Annotated in this window: 15 protein-coding genes and 1 pseudogene; 10 read left to right on the forward strand and 6 right to left on the reverse strand. The window is 66.4% G+C overall.

Annotated elements, in window-relative coordinates; translation table 11 throughout:
• Nucleotides 1-15: 15 nt before the first annotated feature.
• Together gatA and gatC are read right to left on the reverse strand one after the other, a co-directional pair.
• Entirely contained in the window at nt 16-1497 is a 1482-nt protein-coding gene (gene gatA, locus MF609_RS11305; protein ID WP_242416417.1) for an Asp-tRNA(Asn)/Glu-tRNA(Gln) amidotransferase subunit GatA, read from the reverse strand.
• A complete protein-coding gene (gene gatC / locus MF609_RS11310) occupies nt 1497-1784 on the reverse strand; it encodes an Asp-tRNA(Asn)/Glu-tRNA(Gln) amidotransferase subunit GatC (RefSeq protein ID WP_242416418.1) in 288 nt (95 codons plus the stop codon). The genes gatA and gatC overlap by 1 nt, the downstream gene beginning before the upstream one ends.
• 108 nt (nt 1785-1892) lie before the next feature.
• Here gatC and MF609_RS11315 point away from each other — a divergent pair, with 108 nt between their 5' ends.
• The 5 genes from MF609_RS11315 (at nt 1893) to MF609_RS11335 (ending at nt 7429) form a co-directional block, all read left to right on the forward strand.
• Complete coding sequence (locus MF609_RS11315) at nt 1893-3002, forward strand: DUF3089 domain-containing protein (protein ID WP_242416419.1); 1110 nt, start codon at nt 1893-1895, stop codon at nt 3000-3002.
• Entirely contained in the window at nt 2999-3469 is a 471-nt protein-coding gene (gene ruvX, locus MF609_RS11320; RefSeq protein ID WP_242416420.1) for a Holliday junction resolvase RuvX, read from the forward strand. The genes MF609_RS11315 and ruvX overlap by 4 nt, the downstream gene beginning before the upstream one ends.
• Nucleotides 3470-3575: 106 nt before the next feature.
• The gene (locus tag MF609_RS11325) at nt 3576-5156 is read left to right on the forward strand and encodes an outer membrane protein assembly factor BamB family protein (RefSeq protein WP_242416421.1); all 1581 of its coding nucleotides are present in this window, start codon (nt 3576-3578) and stop codon (nt 5154-5156) included.
• 84 nt (nt 5157-5240) lie between these two features.
• Nucleotides 5241-6230: an aspartate carbamoyltransferase catalytic subunit gene (locus MF609_RS11330; protein ID WP_242416422.1), complete on the forward strand. Its 990-nt coding sequence runs from the start codon at nt 5241-5243 to the stop codon at nt 6228-6230.
• Complete coding sequence (locus MF609_RS11335; protein ID WP_242416423.1) at nt 6227-7429, forward strand: dihydroorotase; 1203 nt, start codon at nt 6227-6229, stop codon at nt 7427-7429. Before MF609_RS11330 ends, MF609_RS11335 begins: the two co-directional genes overlap by 4 nt.
• Nucleotides 7430-7470: 41 nt before the next feature.
• Here the strand turns inward: MF609_RS11335 and MF609_RS11340 are convergent, their stop codons facing one another.
• From MF609_RS11340 to MF609_RS11350, 3 genes are read right to left on the reverse strand one after another with little or no spacing between them, the layout of a single operon-like run.
• A complete protein-coding gene (locus MF609_RS11340; protein ID WP_242416424.1) occupies nt 7471-8781 on the reverse strand; it encodes an SPOR domain-containing protein in 1311 nt (436 codons plus the stop codon).
• Nucleotides 8778-9173 carry a hypothetical protein gene (locus tag MF609_RS11345; RefSeq protein ID WP_242416425.1) on the reverse strand — a complete coding sequence of 132 codons (396 nt, stop codon included), beginning with the start codon at nt 9171-9173 and terminating at the stop codon, nt 8778-8780. Before MF609_RS11345 ends, MF609_RS11340 begins: the two co-directional genes overlap by 4 nt.
• A gap of 4 nt (nt 9174-9177) precedes the next feature.
• The gene (locus tag MF609_RS11350; RefSeq protein ID WP_242416426.1) at nt 9178-9885 is read right to left on the reverse strand and encodes a ParA family protein; all 708 of its coding nucleotides are present in this window, start codon (nt 9883-9885) and stop codon (nt 9178-9180) included.
• 155 nt (nt 9886-10040) lie between these two features.
• Here MF609_RS11350 and MF609_RS11355 point away from each other — a divergent pair, with 155 nt between their 5' ends.
• Nucleotides 10041-10955 carry an SPOR domain-containing protein gene (locus MF609_RS11355; protein WP_242416427.1) on the forward strand — a complete coding sequence of 305 codons (915 nt, stop codon included), beginning with the start codon at nt 10041-10043 and terminating at the stop codon, nt 10953-10955.
• A 4-nt stretch (nt 10956-10959) separates the two neighbouring features.
• Here MF609_RS11355 and serB read toward each other — a convergent pair whose 3' ends face one another.
• Nucleotides 10960-11841 carry a phosphoserine phosphatase SerB gene (gene serB / locus MF609_RS11360; protein ID WP_242416428.1) on the reverse strand — a complete coding sequence of 294 codons (882 nt, stop codon included), beginning with the start codon at nt 11839-11841 and terminating at the stop codon, nt 10960-10962.
• Between serB and miaA the strand changes: the two genes are divergently transcribed.
• From miaA to ilvC, 4 genes and pseudogenes are all read left to right on the forward strand, one after another.
• Nucleotides 11840-12772, forward strand: a complete 933-nt coding sequence (gene miaA, locus MF609_RS11365; protein ID WP_242416429.1) for a tRNA (adenosine(37)-N6)-dimethylallyltransferase MiaA — start codon at nt 11840-11842, stop codon at nt 12770-12772. The genes serB and miaA overlap by 2 nt on opposite strands.
• A gap of 84 nt (nt 12773-12856) precedes the next feature.
• Nucleotides 12857-14602, forward strand: coding sequence for an acetolactate synthase 3 large subunit (locus MF609_RS11370; RefSeq protein WP_242416430.1), 1746 nt, complete (start codon nt 12857-12859; stop codon nt 14600-14602).
• Between the two features lie 110 nt (nt 14603-14712).
• A complete protein-coding gene (gene ilvN, locus MF609_RS11375) occupies nt 14713-15228 on the forward strand; it encodes an acetolactate synthase small subunit (RefSeq protein WP_242416431.1) in 516 nt (171 codons plus the stop codon).
• A 30-nt stretch (nt 15229-15258) separates the two neighbouring features.
• A pseudogene (gene ilvC, locus MF609_RS11380) lies at nt 15259-16305 on the forward strand (ketol-acid reductoisomerase); the annotation flags it as partial.
• Nucleotides 16306-16516: the final 211 nt, after the last annotated feature.

Raw genomic sequence — 16516 nt, forward strand, 5'->3', positions numbered from 1 at the left:
GGCGGCTTCCTCCATTTACCACCACTTGTCCGCACGGGCGACGAAGCCGGCACGCCGCTCGATCGCCAAGCCCGCGTTCAGCACGCCCTGCTCGTCCAGCGGCTTGCCGATGATCTGCAACCCCAGCGGCAGGCCATCCTTGTCAACGCCGCCCGGCACGCTCATCGCCGGCAAGCCGGCCAGCGACGACGGCACGGTGAACACGTCGTTCAGGTACATCGCAATCGGATCGGCGCTCTTTTCGCCCAGCGCGAACGCGGCCGACGGCGCGGTCGGGGTCAGCAGCACGTCGCACTGCTCCCAAGCCTGTTCAAAGTCGCGCGCGATCAGCGTCCGCACCTTCTGCGCCTGCGTATAATAGGCATCGTAAAAGCCCGCCGACAGCACATAGGTGCCGATCATGATCCGGCGCTTCACCTCGTCGCCGAAACCGGCGGCGCGGGTCGCGGCGTACATGTCCTGCAACCCCGCTCCATCGGGCAGCACCCGCTGTCCGAAGCGTACGCCATCATAGCGGGCGAGGTTCGACGAAGCCTCCGCCGGTGCAATGATGTAATAGGCCGGCAGCGCATATTTGGTGTGCGGCAGCGAAACCTCGACGATCTCCGCCCCCGCGTCCTTCAGCCACGCAATGCCCTGCTGCCACAGTGCCTCGATCTCGACGGGCATCCCGTCGACACGATATTCCTTCGGAATGCCGACGCGCTTGCCGCGCAGGTCGGCGTTCAGGCCCGCCTCCCATGCCGGGACCGGCAGATCGAGCGAGGTCGAATCCTTCGGATCGAATCCGGCCATTGCCTCCAGCATGATCGCGCAGTCGCGGACGTCGTGCGCCATCGGCCCAGCCTGATCGAGCGAGGAGGCGAAGGCGACGACGCCATAGCGCGAGCAGCGGCCATAGGTCGGCTTGATGCCGGTGATGCCGACGAATGCGGCCGGCTGACGGATCGAACCGCCGGTGTCGGTGCCGGTCGCCGCCGGGCATAGCCGGGCCGCGATCGCCGACGAAGACCCGCCGGACGACCCGCCGGGAGCCATCGGCGCGGTGTCGCCCGGACGCCGCCACGGTGAGATCACATTGCCGAACGCGCTGGTTTCGTTGGACGACCCCATCGCGAACTGGTCGAGGTTCAGCTTGCCCAGCATCCCCGCGCCTGCATTCCACAGATTGCCCGAAACCGTCGACTCATACTGCGGGACAAAGCCCTTCAGGATGCCGCTCGCCGCCGTCGTCTCTACGCCCTGCGTGCAGAACAGGTCCTTCATGCCGATCGGCACGCCAGCCAATGGCTTGAGCGTTTCGCCGGCCGCGCGCGCATCGTCTGCAGCCTTGGCCGCGGCAATGGCGTGATCGGGTGTTTCCACGAGGAAGGCGTTGAGCGGCTTCGCAGCGGCGACCGCGTCAATGAATGCATCTGCCACGTCGCGCGCGGAGAAATCGCCACCGCGCACGCCGTCGCGGATCGCGGCGACGCCAAGGTCGGTCAGGTTCGACACTATTCGATCACTTTCGGAACGGTGAAAAAGCCATGCTCGCCCTGCGGCGCATTGGCCAACACCTTGTCGCGCACGTCGCCATCGGTGACGACGTCGTCGCGCAGGCGCAGATGATTGGGGATGACGGCGGTCATCGGTTCGACGCCGCTGGTATCGACCTCGCCCAATTGCTCGATCCAGCCGAGGATGTTGCCGAGTTCGGGTGCCAGCTTTTCGGCTTCGGCATCGGTGATCGCGATACGGGCAAGGCCGGCCACGCGTTTGACGGTTGCAGGTTCGACGGACATGGGAAGGGCGGCTAGCATTACGGCACGCCCCCCACAAGCACCCGCAAAGCGGTTGCGCACGTCCGCGCCTTCCCGCATCGAGTGGCCGCAATAGCGGTGGAGTCCCGATTGGCGCGCAAATTCCTCTATGTCGTGGCGACGCTGATCGTCCTCGTGATCGCCGGAGCGGTCGCGTATCGCATGTTCGGTAACGACCTGCTGCGCCGCGCACTGGTGCCGAGCGTCGCGTTCCGCACCGAACCGTCCATTCCGTCGCGGCTCTATGCCGACAGGACGATGTGGTTCGCCCGGCCGGGCCTGACCAACACGCCAGTCGACTGGCTGCCTCCCGGGATCGAGCGCACGACGTCGGGCAACGCCGAAATCTTCTTCATCCATCCGACCTCGTTCGTCGGGACCGACCGCTGGAACGCCGTGCTCGACGACGCGGAAACCAATGACCGCGCGCGCATTTTCCTGCGCGGACAGGCCAGCGCCTTCAGCGCGGCCGGGCGGGTCTGGGCCCCACGCTATCGCCAAGCGACGTTCGGCGCATTCCTGACCAGCGAGGACGCAGCGGAGCAGGCACTGGACCTTGCCTATCACGACATCGAATCGGCGTTCGACCACTTCATCGGCGAGATCGATCCGAAGCGCCCGATCATCCTCGCCGGGCATAGCCAAGGCGCGTTGCATCTGACGCGGCTGTTGCGTGAAAAGGTCGCTGGCAAACCCCTCGCCCGGCGGATCGTCGCGGCCTATGTCGTCGGCTGGCCGGTGTCGCGCGCGACCGATCTCGCAGCCCTCGGACTGCCCGAATGCAAGGCGGCCGACCAGACAGGATGCCTGTTGTCGTGGCAAAGCTTTGCCGAACCCGCCGATCCGTCGCTGGTCGTCGAGCAATATGACGCATCCACCGGATTCGACGGACGACCACGCGCGAATACGCCGATGGTCTGCACCAATCCGCTGACCGGCACCGCCGATGCGCAGGCGCCGGCGAGCGCCAATCTCGGCACGCTGATCCCCGACGAATCGCTGCAGAATGCGACGATGACGCCAGGGCTGGTGCCGGCCGCCTGCGGCCCGCGCGGGTTCCTGTCGATCGGCGACAGTCCGCCGGACCTGGGACCCTATGTGCTGCCGGGCAATAACTGGCACGTCTATGACTACAGCCTGTTCTGGGCGGATGTCCGCGCCGACGCGCTGCGTCGCCTCGCAGCGTGGGAGAAGAGATGATTACCGAAGACCGCGCCGTCTTTCGCGACGCGCTGCCCGAAGGCGGTCGGCTGATCGGCCTCGACGTCGGGACCAAGACGATCGGTACCGCGCTGTGCGACGCCGGATGGAGCTTCGCCAGCCCCGCCGTGCTGGTGAACCGCACGAAGTTCAGCGCGGACAAGGCGCAACTGGCGACGCTGATCCGCCAGCAGTCCGTGCGCGGGATCGTGATCGGCCTGCCGCTTAACATGGACGGCAGCGATTCGCCGCGCACGCAGTCGGTCCGTGCCTTTGCCCGCAACCTCGACGACATGAACCTGCCGGTCTTCCTGTGGGACGAACGCTGGTCGACGGTCGCGGTCGAGCGGCAGATGATCGCTGAAGATCTGAGCCGCGCCAAACGCGCGGAGCGGGTGGACAAGCTGGCTGCTGCGTACATCCTGCAAGGGGCAATTGATGCACTGGTCAATGTGCCCCTTGGCTGAGCGCTGACGAAGGCCTGCCCTCGACACCGAATGGCTCGACAGATGCCCGGCGACCCGCCACACGGTGGCAAGGCGCCCACAGGGGGGCGACGGTCAAGGGGCGGACATGATCAAGAGACAGACTTCGGCTGCGCTGGCGATATTGTTGGCGACCACGGCGTGCGGTGGCGGGGGTGGCGGCGGCGGGACGGTTACCACGCCGCCGGTGGCTGTGGTGCCAACTTTGGGCGTGTCGATCGCGCCGGCGACTCAGACTACGGCGATCGACGATTTGGGGAATGGAACGGCATTGGGATTTGCCGCGACCGTTGCCGGTTCGACCAGCGACACGGTCGTCGCCGACCTGAAATACGATAACCGGCAACTGGTGCTCGACGGGGACGTTACGCGCGGGACGGACGGCGCCTATCGCGTCCGCTTCAAGCCGGTCGCCGGCCTCGCGAACGGAAACTACACCGGATCGATGACCTTTCGCCTGTGCCGTGAAGCGGCCTGCAACACGGTGTATCCGGGATCGACCCAGTCCTTTGCCTATACCCTGACGCTGCAACTGGGCGATTGGGCGACGTTCCAACGCAATGCCGCCCATACAGGGTTCGTCCGCGCAACCTTCGACCCGGCTGCCTTCCGCAAGGCATGGGAATGGGCGCCGACCGGCGTATATGGCGTAAGCCCCATCGCATCCTCCAACGGGCTCGTCTACGTCACGGCGCGCGATCCCGACGGCACCGCCGTACTGCGCGCCTTGTCCAGCAGTACAGGCGAACAACGCTGGAACTACGCGATTGGACGAACCGCCTATCACAGCGGTCCGGCGGTCGGTAACGGGCGGGTATTCGTGACGACGATGACCACGTCCTCTACCGAGAACGCCATCGTCTCGGTCAACGCGGTGACCGGGGAATTCGCGCCCCCGAACGCCACCTTTGCGTCACAATGGGCCGATTTCCTGCAACCGACCCCGTACAAGGATGGCCTCTACATCGCGGCCGGCTATTACGGCAATTTCGCCTATGGCTATAATTATTCGTCCTATACGGCGTGGGCCACCGATACGAAGGGGTCGATCTGGGACGGCCAGACGCCGGCAGTCGATGAACAGACCGTTTATTATTACTCAGGCAAGGCGATCGAACTGATCGATCGTCAGACGGGTGAGATCAAAGGTAGCCTGACCGACCCGTTTTTCCAAAGCAGCGGCTATGATTACCATGGCGCACCGATCCTCGGATCGACGGGTAACGTGATGGCCTATTCCGGCCATCGTGGTCCGTCGTCGCCATCGATCCTCGTCAACTGGTCCATCGCCGACAAGGCCTATAAGTGGCGCAGCGCCAATACCTATTCGACGACACCGGCCGTTGGTGGCGGGCGCATCTACTTGTCGAAGTCCACGCCCGGCGAGTTGAACGTCCTCGACGAGGAAACGGGCCGGCTCCTATGGGGTTGGGCACCGCCGGTGGATGAACGGATGATCGGCAATACCATCCTGACCGAGACGATCGTGTTCGTCAGCACCAACAAGTCGATCTATGCCATCCCGATCCAGGGTAGCAGCCATGTCCCGGTCTGGAGCGCGCCGGGTGGCGGCGAGATGGCGATCACCCCCGATGGCATGCTGATCGTCACCGGACAGGCGCCCGAATATGGCTATCCGCGAGCATTGACCGCCTATCGTCTACGCTGATCGGTTCGGCGGCGGCTGGAATTCCCCTGCCACCGCCGCCGCGACCTTGCGCATATTCCCGGTGCGGCCTAACCGGTCGCCTCGATGCCTATTTCAGACCACCGCCCCGCCGCCATGATCGATGGCGGCGCCGTTTTCCCGCATCGGCACCTGACCGGGATCGAGGGATTGCAGCCCCATGAGATCCTGTTCCTGCTCGATGAGGCGGAACAATGGATCGACGCCAATCGCAGCCGCGCGCCCGGCGACCAGCGGCTCAAAGGCGTGACCCAGATCAACGCTTTCTTCGAGAACAGCACCCGGACGCTGCTGTCGTTCGAAATTGCCGGCAAGCGGCTGGGTGCGGACGTCGTCAACATGCACGCCGCCCAATCGAGCGTGAAGAAGGGCGAGACGCTGATCGACACCGCCGTCACGCTCAACGCGATGCGGGCGGACGTGATCGTCATCCGCCACAGTTCGTCGGGCGCGGTGCAACTGATCGCCGACAAGGTCGACTGCCCGGTGCTCAATGCGGGCGATGGCTGGCACGAGCATCCCACGCAAGCGCTGCTCGACGCGCTGACCATCCGCCGCCGGCTGGGCGAGATCGCGCACAAGCGGGTCGTGATCTGCGGCGATATCCTGCACAGCCGGGTCGCGCGTTCGAACATCCTGGCGCTGACGACGCTCGCTGCCGAAGTGCGCGTCGTCGCACCGGCGACGCTGATGCCGCACGCGATCGAATCGATGGGTGTGACGCCGTTCACCAATTTCGATGCCGCGCTGGAAGGGGCAGATGTCGTCATGATGCTGCGCTTGCAGAACGAGCGCATGAACGGCGGTTTCATTCCGTCGACCCGCGAATATCACCTGCGCTACGGCCTGACCCGCGAACGGCTCAAACGCGCCGAGCCGCACGCGATCGTAATGCATCCCGGGCCGATGAACCGGGGGATCGAGATCACGAGTGATGTCGCCGACGATCCCGAACGGTCGACGATCACCGAACAGGTGGAAATGGGCGTAGCAGTCCGTATGGCCTGTCTCGACGTACTGACCCGGCGCAGCCGTGACGTGGAGGGCTGGGCATGAGCAAGCGGTTCACCGGCGGCACGCTGGTCTGTCCGGTCGGCGGTATCGTTCCGCGCGACCTGATCGTCGACGGCGACATCATCGTCGCGGACGCGGCGGATGCCGAAACGATCGACGCGTCGGGCAAGCTGATCGCGCCGGCGATCGTCGATCTGGGGGTGTTCGGCATCGATGTTGCCGCATTCCGCGCCGGCGGCATCGTCCGGGTCGGCCTGATGCCCGATCAGGCGCCGGTGCTGGACGATCCGGGGATCGTCGCGCGGGCGGCCCATATGGGCAAACCGGACATCTGGATTCACCCGATTTCGGCCGCGACCCAGGGTCTGCGAGGCACCGACCTCGCCGAGATGGCGATCAATGCCGAAGCGGGGGCGGTGGCGGTGGCGACCGGGCGGCGCTGGATCGCCGACAGCGGCGTGATGCGCAAGGTACTGGCCTATGCCCGCGATTGCGGTCTGGTCGTCATCGCCCATGCCGAGGATGGCGGAATGGCCGGGGACGCGGTGGCGACCGCCGGGGAAACCGCGACCCGGCTCGGCCTGCCCGCCGCGCCCGCCATGGCCGAGGCACTGGCGATCGCGCGCGACGTGATGCTCGCCGAGGAAACCGGCGCGCGGCTCCATTTCCGGCAGGTGACGACCGCTGCCGGGTTCGACCTGATCCGCGCGGCGAAGCGGCGTGGTGTCCGCGTCACCTGCGGCATTACGCCGGCCCATCTTTATCTGTCGGATATCGCGATGAGCGACTTCCGCACCTTTGCACATCTTTCGCCGCCCTTGCGCAGCGAAAGCGATCGGCAGGCGGCGCGCGCGGCGCTGGCCGACGGAACGATCGACGTGCTGTGTTCGGGCCATGACCCACGCGGACCGGAGGCAAAGCGCCTGCCCTTCGCCGATTCGGAACCGGGCATGGCGGGCGCGGAAACGTTGCTGCCGCTCGGGCTGGGGCTGGTGCGGGACGGGCTGATCGCGCTCGACCGGCTGTTCGCGCTGCTGTCGCGCAATCCCGCCCAGTTGCTCGGGCTCGAATCGGGCACACTAGGGAATGGTGCGCCGGCCGACCTGATCGTGATCGACCAGGACGCGCCATGGCAGGTCCGCGCGGATGCCTTGGCGGGCAAGGCCGCGAACACCCCGTTCGACGGCCTGCCGGTGCAGGGCCGCGCGGTCCGTGTCATGAAAGGTGGCGCGTTCCTGTAACGGAACGCGCCACCACCTCCTGGGAGAGGACCGGGAAAGACTTAGCGCGAGGCGAGACGGTCGGGACGCGCCCAGCTGGCGAGCTGTTCGCCGGCATGGGTGCGCACGAAGCAGCGGTCGCCCTTCGCCCGGATGCTGCCGCACAGCGATGCGGCGTCGCCGCGCGCGAGGCCACCGACCGACAGCCGATAGAAGCTGGTCCCGCGCACGCTAGCCTGCATCCCCTGCGGCGACAGGGCGGCAAGGCGGGGCACGTTCCGGCTCATCCGGCGCCATGCGTTGCGCGCCACGCCGGCATTGTCGAAGGCACCGAGCTGGACATAATAGTCACCCTTGGCCGGCGTGATCGCCGCGACCTGCGTGGGCTGGGCGACCGCGCGGGTACGGGCCGCCAGGCGTACCGGCTGCGCGCCGCGGCGATAGTCGCTCGGCAGCGCCTGAACGATCTCCCGACGCGGGGCAAAGGTGATGGCAGGCCGCACGACCGCCGCCAGTTGCACTGGCGCGGGTACGGCGGGAACGACCGGCGTAGCGCTGACCGGCTCGACCGCGACGACCGCTGTCTGCACTTCGGGCACCGGATCGGCCTGCGCCAACGCGACCGGGGCCGCCCCCACCGGTTCGGCCAGCGCCAGTTGCATCGGCTGACCCCGGTCCGATGCCGCCGGCGTGACGCCCAGCAGGGCGGCGACCTGTTGCGCGGCATGTTCGGGACGGGCGAACGCCGCCCAGTCGAGCAGCCGCTGATCCACCTGCGCCGGTGCCATATCGACCGACGCCACCGTGCGGGCATCGACCCAGCGCCCATCCAGCGCCAGCGCGAGCGCCAGATTCTGCCGCACCGTCGCCGTCGCCGCCGGATCGCGTGCGGCCTCGCTCAACAACGCAATGCCGCCCGCCGGATCGCCCGCCAGCGCCAGCGCCAGCCCGCGGTCCGCCGGCGCGATACGCGCGGCATGGGCGGCCAGCGTCTCCCGCGCCGCGACCCACTCGCCAGTCGCGGTCTGGGCAAGCGCGAGGTTGAGCGCCGCCCGCGCATCGGCCGGGTTCAGCGTCAGCACGTCGGTGAAGGCCTGCGTGGCTGAGGCGAAGCGCCCCGCCGACAGATACGCCCGGCCGAGCAGGGTGCGATAGGCCGCGTCGCGCGGCGACAATGCCACCGCCTGTTCGGCGAAGGTGACGGCATCCGCCACCCGCTTCTTCGCCAGTGCCTTGGCAGCCTTCACAGCGAACTTGCGTGCCGCGCCGTCCTCCGCCGAGGCGACCGCCACGGTGCCGCTGCCGACCAGCGCCAGCGAACCGCCGAGCATAGCCGTCGCAAGGCCGATCGATACGAGGAGATGGGTCTTCATGGCTTGCCCTTCGTTGCCCCGTCGGGGCTAAGGCGCTGAACGAGCGCCGCAATGTCGGAAGTGGATGGAAGCGCGCGATCCAGCGCCTCACGCACGAAGGCTTCCGGGGAAATGTCGCGCACCGTCGCCGCCAGCTTCAGCCGAAGCATCCGGTCGGGATCGAGCGCGAGCAGGATCGATTCACTGGCTGGCACCGGTGTATCCGGCACGGCCTGCAACTTCGCCCGTTCGCGCAGGACGGCGGGTTTGGTATCGCCCAGATCGTTCCAGCCGAGATCGTCACCGTCCCGGCTGTCCGGCCCTGTGCCATGCGGGCGCATCGCCGGACGAGCCTCCCCCTTGCGCGCCAGTAGGGACGAATGAATCTGGGCCGGGGGGCGCTGGTTCGTCATCCCCTCACCCCTGCCCCCGGCGACCGAAGCCGCCGGCGGGTACGCGCATGGCGGTTGGCAGCGTCGGCACGGCAAAGACGGTACGGCGGAAATTCTTTTCGAGACGATCCTGCAGATAGAGCCACAGCGCCTCGATCTCGGCGCTCGACTTCGATGCCGGATCGATCTCCATGACGGTGCGGCCATCGACCATCGACGATGCGAAATCGACTCGGTGATGGATCGTTACCGGTGCGACGGTGCCATGCTGCGAAAGGGCCATCGTCGCCTCCGTCGTGATCCGCGCGCCGGGCGTTGCGGCGTTGACGACGAAGACCAGCGGCTTGCCGGCGCGATCGCACAGGTCGACCGTTGCTCCCACCGCGCGCAGATCATGTGGGCTTGGCCGCGTCGGTACGACGATCAGTTCGGCGACGGCGATGACGCTCTGGATCGCCATCGTGATTGCCGGCGGCGTGTCGATGATCGCGAGCTTGAACCCATGCGCGCGCAAGGTTTCCAGATCGGCGGCAAGGCGCGCGACCATCGTCTGGGCAAAGGCCGGTTCGTCGGTGACCCGCTCGTTCCACCATGCCGCCAGCGACCCTTGCGGATCGATGTCGATCATCACTACCGGCCCTGCGCCTGCGCGTTCCGCCTGCACGGCCAGATGCCCGGACAAGGTCGTCTTGCCCGAACCACCCTTTTGCGAAGCCACCGCCAGAACGCGCATTACGTCTCGATCTCCCCGTACTCTGCGGATCCGGATGCCATGGATGCGGATAAGAACCGGTTAACGCGGCGCTTTCCTCCGCACTGACTCGAAAGGCTTTCCGAACATGGTGAACGGCTGATAGGGAATGGCACGAGGACGCAGAGGGGATCGTGATGCGCGGATTGGTTGGGCTGGCGCTGGCAGGCGCGCTGCTGTCGAGTGCGGCGGGGGCGGATGTGAAGGCCGGGGTCGATGCCTGGGCGCGCGGCGACTGGGCTACCGCCGTTCGCGAATGGCAGCAACCCGCCGCCGCCGGCGATGCCGATGCGCAGTTCAACCTCGGTCAGGCATATAAACTCGGCCGCGGCGTGAAGATGGACATGGCGCAGGCCGAGCGCTGGTACGCACTCGCCGCGCAACAGGGACATGCACAGGCCGAGGATAATTACGGCCTGATCCTCTTCCAGAACGGCAAGCGCGCCGATGCGGTGAAATGGCTGGAAAGATCGTCGCAACGGGGCGAGGCGCGCAGCCAGTTCGTGCTGGGTACCATGCTTTTCAACGGTGACGCGGTGCCCAAGAACTGGCGACGCGCCTATGCGCTGATGACGCGGGCATCGTCGGCCGGCCTGCCCCAGGCATCGGCTACGCTGGCAGAGATGGATCGCTATGTTCCATTGCCCGATCGGCAGGCGGCGCTGGTGATGGCGCGCGACCTGGAGCGCAATGCCGGGCGCCCCGTACTGGCGTCGGTACAGCCGACATCTGTCCCGCCGAAGGTCGTCACGCCGCGTCCGACGCCGGTGGCAGCGCCTGCTCCCAAACCGACGCCTGCTGCCCGCGCGTCCGTGGCCCCGAAACCCGTCCGCGACGGTGGCTGGCGGGTACAGCTCGGCGCGTTCAAGGATGCCGGCAACGCGCGTCGCCTGTGGAGCAGCGTGTCGGGCAAGTTCACCGGCCGGCAACCCTATTATGAACAGGCGGGGGCCAATACCCGCTTGCTGGTCGGCCCGTTCGCCAGCAGCGCGGAGGCTACGAGCGCATGTGCCGCCATCCGCCCCACACCCTGCGTGCCGATGAAGCGCTGAGCGATCAGCCCGCCGCCCAATCGGCGCGGGCGACCCCCTGGATATAGAGCAATGCGGTCAGGTCGTTGTGATCGATCCGCACACCTGCTTCAGCGGCAACGATCGGCTTGGCGTGATAGGCGACGCCGAGGCCAGCGCGGCGGATCATCGGCAGGTCGTTCGCGCCGTCGCCCACCGCCAGCGTGGCCGCCGGATCGATGCCCAGTTCGTCGATCGCCGACAGCAGCGTCACTTCCTTGGTCGTTGCATCGACGATCGGCTTGCGAACCTCGCCGGTCAGCCGCCCGTCCTCGATCAGCAGCCGATTGGCGATCATCCGATGGAAGCCCAGCTCGGTGCCGACCGGCTCGGCAAAGCGGGTAAAGCCGCCCGACACGAGAATCGTCGTAGCGCCCCGCGCCCGCATGGTTTGGATCAGCGTCTTCGCGCCCGGCATCAGCTTGACCCGTTCCTCGAGGCAACGCTGGATCGCGGCTTCCTCCAGCCCCTCCAGCAGCGCCACACGAGCGTCCAGCGCCGATGCGAAGTCCAGTTCGCCACGCATCGCCCGTTCGGTCACCTCGGCGATCTGCGCCTTGATCCCGGCATAGTCCGCCAGTTCGTCGATGCATTCGACGGTAATCATCGTCGAATCCATATCGGCAACCAGCAGCTTCTTCTCGCGGTTCGCGGCGGGCTGGACGGCGACGTCGGTTCGGTTGAATGCTCCCTCCAGCACCGGCCGCGCTGCCGCGACCTCGCTGGCGAACCGGATATCGGCAGCGCTCCCCTCCTCGATCCAGGTCCAGCCCTCGACCTGACAGCCAGCGCTGTCCAGCCGGTCGGCGGCAGCGGAAATATCGCCCGCAGCGATCGATTTGGCTGCTATCAGCGTGGCGATGAACATGGCGAACTCCCCTGACCTACCTCGGGTCGCGCTCATTGCAGGACCGACCGCCAGCGGCAAGTCCGCACTGGCGATCGACGTCGCGCAGCGGCACGACGGCGTGGTCATCAACGCCGACAGCGCACAAGTCTATCGCGACCTGCAAATACTTTCCGCCCGCCCTTCGCGGCAGGAAGAGGCACAGGCTCCGCACCGCCTGTTCGGTCACGTCGACGGTGCCGATCCCTATTCCGCCGCCCTGTGGGCGCAGCAGGCGACGGCCGCGATCGACGCCGCTCATCGCGCGAACAAGCTGCCGGTGCTGGTCGGCGGCACCGGCCTGTATCTGCGCACGCTGATCGACGGCATCGCGCCTGTGCCGGAGATCGCCCCGGACATCCGCGCCCGTGTCCGCGCGCTGCCACTCGAACAGGCGGTCGCCGAACTGGGCAAGCTCGATCCCGACGCCGCCGCCCGACTGCGCCCGACCGATACGACCCGTATCGCGCGCGCGCTGGAGGTCGTCACTGCCACCGGTCGCACGCTCGGCGACTGGCAGCGCGACCGTGTTGGCGGCATCGGTCACCGGATCGCCCTTTCGGCCATGCTGCTGCTGCCCGACCGCGCCTGGCTGACCGAACGGTGCGATCGCCGGCTGGCCCAAATGTTCGACGGTGGCGCGGTCCAGGAAGTTCGCGCGCTGCTGACCCGTGACGATATCGGTCCCGACGCCCCCGTCCGCCGCGCGATCGGGGTCGCCGAGATCGGCCGGTGGATAGACGGCAGCATCGGTCGCGACGAAGCGCTTGCCGCAGCGCGCCATGCCACGCGCCAATATGCCAAGCGGCAATATACGTGGTTCCGCAATCAGCCGCCGCCCGGATGGCTTCGCACCAGCGAAACCGAAAAATACGCTCTAGCTTCGCAATTCGACACTTTATTACGAATTTGAATGTTGACACGCATATTTCATGCGACTAGCGACGCCGCTCCAACGGTGCTATTGCGCCCGCGAAATAGTGAGGAGTGAATACCCATGTCCGAGAAGAGTGGAGCCGCCATTTTGGTCGAGGCCCTCGTCGACCTCGGCGTGGAAGTCGTATTCGGCTATCCAGGCGGCGCGGTGCTACCGATCTACGACGCGCTGTTCGAACATAGCCGGATCAAGCACATCCTCGTCCGCCACGAACAGGCGGCGACCCATGCGGCAGAGGGCTATGCCCGATCGACCGGCAAGCCCGGCGTCGTGCTGGTCACGTCCGGCCCCGGCGCTACCAACGCGATCACCGGCATCACCGACGCGCTGCTCGATTCGATCCCGATGGTGGTCATCACCGGGCAGGTTCCGACCGGCCTGATCGGCACCGATGCGTTTCAGGAGGCCGACACCGTCGGCATCACGCGCCACTGCTGCAAGCACAACTATCTGGTGAAGGACCCGGCCAAGCTCGGCCATGTCATTCACGAGGCGTTCCATATCGCCACCGCCGGCCGCCCCGGCCCGGTCGTCGTCGACATTCCGAAGGACGTGCAGGTCGCGACCGCGCGCTACACCAAGCCCGGCCCGATCCAGCACAAGACCTATCGCCCGAAGGTGAAGGCCGACCGCGCGCAGATCGAGCAGGTCGTCGACATGCTGGCGGCGGCTGAGCGTCCGGTACTCTATACCGGCGGCGGCATCATCAATTCGGGTCCGGCCGCGTCGCAGTTGTTGCGCGAACTGGCTCGGATTACCGGCGCGCCGGTCACGTCGACGCTGATGGGCCTTGGTGCCCTGCCCGCGTCCAGCCCGCAATGGCTGGGGATGCTGGGGATGCACGGCACGTACGAAGCGAACCTTGCGATGAACGAGGCCGACTTGGTCGTCGCCATCGGTGCGCGCTTCGACGACCGGGTGACCGGCCGGCTCGACGCGTTCAGCCCGCGCAGCCGCAAGGTCCATATCGATATCGATCGTTCCAGCGTGAACAAGATCGTGCGCGCCGACCTCGGCATCATCGCCGATGCGGGGCACGCGATGGAGGACATGATCCGCGTCTGGAAATCGCGCCAGCATCCGAAGCCCGATCTGTCGGCATGGTGGGCGAAGATCGACGGCTGGCGCGCCAAACGCTGCCTCGACTTCCCCGAAAGCGCGACCGAGATCATGCCGCAGCGCGCGATCCGGGCGCTGTATGAGGCGACCAAGCATCGCGCCCCGATCGTGTCGACCGAAGTCGGCCAGCACCAGATGTGGGCCGCACAGCATTTCGGCTTCGAAGCGCCGAACAAGTGGCTGACCAGCGGCGGTCTCGGAACGATGGGCTATGGCCTGCCCGCCGCGATCGGCGCGCAGCTCGGCAACCCGGGCGCCTTGTGCATCGATATTGCCGGCGAAGCGTCGATCCAGATGAATATCCAGGAACTGGCGACCGCGACCCAATATCGGCTGCCGGTCAAGATTTTCATCCTGAACAACGAATATATGGGCATGGTCCGCCAGTGGCAGGAGCTGACCTACAGCTCGCGCTACTCGAACAGCTATTCGGACTCACTGCCCGATTTCGTGAAGCTGGGTGAGGCCTATGGCTGGAAGGGGATCCGCATCGAGCGGCCGGACCAGCTCGAGGCGGGGATCCAGGCGATGCTCGACCATGACGGCCCGGTGATCGTCGACTGCATGGTGGCGAAGCTCGCCAATTGCTTCCCGATGATCCCGTCGGGTGCGGCGCATACCGACATGATCCTGCAGGCGAACGAAGTCTCGGGCGAAATGGACGACGAGGCCAAGGCGCTGGTGTAACCAACAGCTCCTCCCCGCTCCGCGGGGAGGGGGACCACTCGCAGAGCGGTGGAGGGGCGTCGCCGCAAGCGAAACGCTTGGCGCGACGCCACCGACGAACAGGGACCGACATGCACATCAAGACCGAACAGACCGAACGGCATACGCTGGCCGTTCTCGTCGACAACGAACCCGGCATCCTGGCGCGCATCGCCGGGCTGTTCTCCGGCCGCGGCTATAATATCGAAAGCCTGACCGTGTCGGAGATCACCGTCGACAAGGCGGTCAGCCGGATCACCATCGTCACCAGCGCGTCGCCGCCGGTGATGGAACAGATCATCGCCCAGCTCGACCGCCTGGTGCCCGTTCACAAGGTCGTCGACCTGACCGTGCAGGGCCAGCATGTCGAGCGAGAGCTGGCGCTGGTCAAGGTCGTCGGTACGGGCGAGCATCGGATCGAGGCGCTGCGTCTCGCCGAAGTCTATCGTGCGCGCGTGGTCGATGCGACCGTGTCGAGTTTCGTGTTCGAGGTGACGGGATCGATCGAAAAGATCGACAAGTTCACCGAGTTGATGGCCGAAGTCGGTCTGGTCGAGGTTGCTCGCACCGGCATCGCCGCCATCGCCCGCGGACGAGAGGCCGCCTGAACCCATCCATCGCGTGCCGCCGCTGCCGGTCGCGCCAATTTTCGAAAGGGAACCCACATGCGTGTCTATTATGATCGCGACGCCGATCTGAACCTCATCAGCGACAAGAAGATCGCGATCCTCGGCTATGGCTCGCAGGGCCATGCCCATGCGCAGAACCTGCGCGATTCGGGCGTGAAGAATGTCGCCATCGCACTGCGTCCCGGCTCGGCCAGCGCCGCCAAGGCGGAAGGGGCCGGCTTCAAGGTCATGCCGAACGCGGAAGCCGCGGCCTGGGCCGACATCCTCATGATCCTGGCGCCGGACGAGCATCAGGCCGCGATTTATGCCGACGACATCCATGCGAACCTGAAGCCGGGTTCGGCGCTCGCCTTCGCGCACGGCCTGAACGTTCATTTCGGCCTGATCGAGCCGCGCGCGGACGTCGACGTCATCATGATCGCGCCGAAGGGTCCGGGCCACACCGTGCGCAGCGAATATGTGAAGGGTGGCGGCGTGCCCTGCCTCGTCGCGATCCATCAGGACGCGTCGGGCAACGCGCATGACATCGCGCTTGCCTATGCGTCGGGCGTCGGTGGCGGCCGTTCGGGCATCATCGAAACCAATTTCCGCGAGGAATGCGAAACCGACCTGTTCGGCGAGCAGGCCGTGCTGTGCGGCGGCGTCACCCACCTGATCCAGGCCGGGTTCGAAACGCTGGTCGAAGCGGGCTACGCCCCCGAAATGGCCTATTTCGAGTGTCTCCACGAAACCAAGCTGATCGTCGACCTGCTGTATGAAGGCGGCATCGCCAACATGCGCTACTCGATCTCGAACACCGCCGAATATGGCGACATCGTCACCGGTCCGCGCATCATCACCGACGAGACAAAGAAGGAAATGAAGCGCGTTCTGGCCGATATCCAGTCGGGCCGCTTCGTGAAAAATTTCGTCCTCGACAACCGCGCCGGCCAGCCCGAGCTGAAGGCGGCGCGCAAGCAGGCGGCGGCGCATCCGATCGAGAAGACGGGTGCCGAACTGCGCGCGATGATGCCATGGATTGGTGCAAACAAGTTGGTCGATCAGACCAAGAACTAACGTCGCAGCGCGTCCTGACCGTAGCAAAGCTGAGGTCGGCGCGCGCCAGACCGGCCGGCGCGACGAAGCCCGCCCTTCGGGGCGCGGCTTTGCCGCGACCGACGGGCGGGTAGCGATCTTTCACCCTGGCATCCCGGCGGAGGCCGGGATCCATTGTGTCGGGTGGCATGAATGGATCGCGACGGAGCCGCGTCCATGGATCCCGGCCTTC

Origin of the sequence: Sphingomonas panni (assembly GCF_022664435.1) — a bacterium.
Lineage (GTDB): Bacteria > Pseudomonadota > Alphaproteobacteria > Sphingomonadales > Sphingomonadaceae > Sphingomonas > Sphingomonas panni.

Excerpts from the sequence above, each read along its gene's own strand:
- MF609_RS11370 (WP_242416430.1), top strand. The coding sequence starts at position 12,857 with ATGTCCGAGAAGAGTGGAGCCGCCATTTTGGTCGAGGCCCTCGTCGAC.
- MF609_RS11345 (WP_242416425.1), bottom strand. The coding sequence starts at position 9,173 with ATGACGAACCAGCGCCCCCCGGCCCAGATTCATTCGTCCCTACTGGCG.
- serB (WP_242416428.1), bottom strand. The coding sequence starts at position 11,841 with ATGTTCATCGCCACGCTGATAGCAGCCAAATCGATCGCTGCGGGCGAT.
- MF609_RS11335 (WP_242416423.1), top strand. The coding sequence starts at position 6,227 with ATGAGCAAGCGGTTCACCGGCGGCACGCTGGTCTGTCCGGTCGGCGGT.
- gatC (WP_242416418.1), bottom strand. The coding sequence starts at position 1,784 with ATGTCCGTCGAACCTGCAACCGTCAAACGCGTGGCCGGCCTTGCCCGT.
- miaA (WP_242416429.1), top strand. The coding sequence starts at position 11,840 with ATGGCGAACTCCCCTGACCTACCTCGGGTCGCGCTCATTGCAGGACCG.
- MF609_RS11350 (WP_242416426.1), bottom strand. The coding sequence starts at position 9,885 with ATGCGCGTTCTGGCGGTGGCTTCGCAAAAGGGTGGTTCGGGCAAGACG.
- MF609_RS11355 (WP_242416427.1), top strand. The coding sequence starts at position 10,041 with ATGCGCGGATTGGTTGGGCTGGCGCTGGCAGGCGCGCTGCTGTCGAGT.
- MF609_RS11340 (WP_242416424.1), bottom strand. The coding sequence starts at position 8,781 with ATGAAGACCCATCTCCTCGTATCGATCGGCCTTGCGACGGCTATGCTC.
- MF609_RS11325 (WP_242416421.1), top strand. The coding sequence starts at position 3,576 with ATGATCAAGAGACAGACTTCGGCTGCGCTGGCGATATTGTTGGCGACC.
- MF609_RS11330 (WP_242416422.1), top strand. The coding sequence starts at position 5,241 with ATGCCTATTTCAGACCACCGCCCCGCCGCCATGATCGATGGCGGCGCC.
- ilvN (WP_242416431.1), top strand. The coding sequence starts at position 14,713 with ATGCACATCAAGACCGAACAGACCGAACGGCATACGCTGGCCGTTCTC.
- ruvX (WP_242416420.1), top strand. The coding sequence starts at position 2,999 with ATGATTACCGAAGACCGCGCCGTCTTTCGCGACGCGCTGCCCGAAGGC.